Source organism: Promicromonospora kroppenstedtii DSM 19349 (assembly GCF_000515355.1).
GTDB classification, from domain to species: Bacteria; Actinomycetota; Actinomycetes; order Actinomycetales; family Cellulomonadaceae; genus Promicromonospora; species Promicromonospora kroppenstedtii.
The window spans coordinates 1-2442 of the sequence record NZ_KI911764.1 but is presented as its reverse complement, the minus strand read 5'-3'; the positions used below and the strand labels follow the sequence as shown (position 1 = coordinate 2442).

General features: G+C 74.4%; 2 protein-coding genes. Both read left to right on the top strand.

Annotated features, from left to right (window positions below):
• Window positions 1-1302: hypothetical protein (locus PROKR_RS29335; protein ID WP_036971239.1), on the top strand; the 1302-nt coding region annotated here is incomplete at its 5' end.
• A 48-nt stretch (window positions 1303-1350) separates the two neighbouring features.
• On the top strand, window positions 1351-2442 hold a 1092-nt coding region (locus PROKR_RS29330; RefSeq protein WP_051433492.1), incomplete at its 3' end, for a family 20 glycosylhydrolase.

The following is a 2442-nucleotide window of genomic DNA, read 5'->3' as shown; positions in this document are numbered from 1 at the left end:
GTCTCGGACACCAACGTCGTGACCGAGCTGGAGCGGCTCGGGGCGGGCACGGTCGTGGTCATCGGCGACGAGCAGGCCGTGGCCGCCGTCGGACCTGCCGCGGGGGAGTCGGAGGTGGTCCGCTTCGACCCAGGTGCGCTGAACGCGGCCGCGGAGGCCGCGGCCGCCGCCGGGAGGGGTGGCGACGCGGACGGCGACGGCGAGGGCAAGGACGACGGCAAGCAGGCGACCAAGGTCGAGCTGCCGAACGCCGAGCGGCTGCCCGCGGCCGAGCTGAGCAAGCTGCGTGCGGACATCCCCGACGTTACCGATCCCGAGCTGCTGCAGGAGACGATGGTCGTCGTCGACCCCGAGCTCGGCCAGGAGGCGGCCATCGGCACGGCCCTGGCGGCCGGCGCCGTCCCGGTCGAGGTGCCGGACGGCGACGTCGCGGCGGACGCCGGGACGGTCGACACCATCCGTGCGCTCAACCCGCTCGGTGTCGTCGGGATCGGCGGGAAGTTCGGCCGGGCCGAGGAGCTCGGCTGGCAGGTGTCGGTGGTGACGTCGGGCGTGACGCTGCCGGGCGGCGCGCTGCAGCTCTTCCCGGGGCGCTACGTGTCGACGTCGTACACGGTGCCGGCCGGCGTGGCCGACCCGGCCGCGGACGCACTGCGCGCCACGGAGGCCGCCGCCACGAACGGCACGACGCTCGGCGGGGCGCCGCTGGTCCTCGTGACGGCGAGCGTCCGATCCGGCGCGGCGGGCGAGGATGGCGACTACGTGGACGAGCAGTCGCTGGAGGTGCTCACCCCGGCGGTCGAGACCATCCGGAAGGCCGGACAGGTCGTGCTGCTCGACGTCGCCCCGGGCGATCAGCCGCTGGCCGCGCAGGTCGACGACCTCGAGCCGCTGCTGTCGAAGCCAGGCGTCGGCCTCTCGGTGCACCCGGAGTTCCGGCTTGCCGGCAACGGCGCGGCGGCCGGGACGGTCCCCGTGGCGGAGCTGCAGGAGGTCGTGGACCGGCTGGCGGCGCTGGCCACCGCCAAGGGTCTGCCGCAGATCATGCTGGAGGTGCACCAGTCGACGGCGGCGTCCGTGGTGGACCGGGCGGAGCTGCGGATCCCGGCGCAGGTCGCGGTGGTCTTCACCGCCGCGGGCCCCGCAGCGGGCCAGGCCACGGCCGACGGCGTCTGGGCCGATGTGGCCGGAGGCCTGCCCGCCCGCGCGTTCCTCGGCTGGTCCGCGCCGAGCGAGGTGCCCGCCGACGCGACGAGCATCCTGCCCACCGAACCGCTCCTGGGCCTGGTCTCTGCCAGCTGAACCTGCGAAACTGCGGGCATCCATCGGAGCGAAGGGGCCCTAACAATCGTGACCACCGTGAGCAGCGGCGCGGCCGTCGTCGCCGACGCCATCATCCCCGTACCTGTCGAGCTCCAACCGGGCGAGGGGGTGCTGGACCTCCGGACCGTCACGATCGGCGCGCCCGACGCCGTGACCGCGCGGCTCGCGGGTGAGCTGCTCACGAGCGCCGGTGCCGCCATCGCGCCGGACGGCGGGGTGCCCGTCACCCTCACGTCCGACCCGGCTGCGGGCCCCGCGGGCTCCGCGAACCGCGAGCGCTACACCCTCACGGTGACCACCGAGGGCGTGTCCGTCGCGGCCCCCGAACGCTCCGGCCTGCTGCACGGCGTGCGGACCCTGCGGCAGCTCGCCAACGCGGGCCGGTCCGGGCAGGACGCCGCGTCTGGGGCCCCGCTCGAGGTGCATGCCGTCGTGGTGCGCGACGAGCCGCGGTACTCGTGGCGCGGCCTGTCGTTCGACGTGGTGCGGCACTGGTTCGGGCCGGCCGACCTGCGGGCGGTCGTGGACCTCGTGGGCTCCTACAAGATGAACCGACTGCATCTGCACCTGTCCGACGACCAGGGCTGGCGCCTGGAGATCCCGTCCCGGCCGGCATTGACCGAGAAGTCGTCGCAGGGCGCGGTGTCGGGCGCGACCGGTGGGTTCCTCACCGCCGACGAGTACCGCGAGCTGCAGGAGTACGCGGCCGAGCGCGAGATCGTGATCGTCCCCGAGATCGACGTCCCGGGGCACGTCAACGCGGCGACGCACGCCTATGGCGAGCTCATGCCGTCGGGCGAGGCCACCGACGCCTACGACGGGATCGAGGTGGGCTTCTCCAAGCTGCACTTCGACCTGCCGACCACGGAGCCGTTCCTGCGCGACGTGTTCACCGACGTCGCGCGCATGACACTGGGGCCGTGGGTGCACTTCGGCGGCGACGAGGTGCTGGTGATGCAGCCCGAGGAGTTCGGCCGGTTCGTGGTCCTGTGCCAGCAGATCATCACGGGTGCGGGCAAGACGCCGGTGGCCTGGCAGGAGGCCGCTGGTTCCGCACACGGCGACCAGGCGGCCGTGGCCGCGCTGGCGGCCGACGGCGGCGCCCCGGCGAGCGGGGCC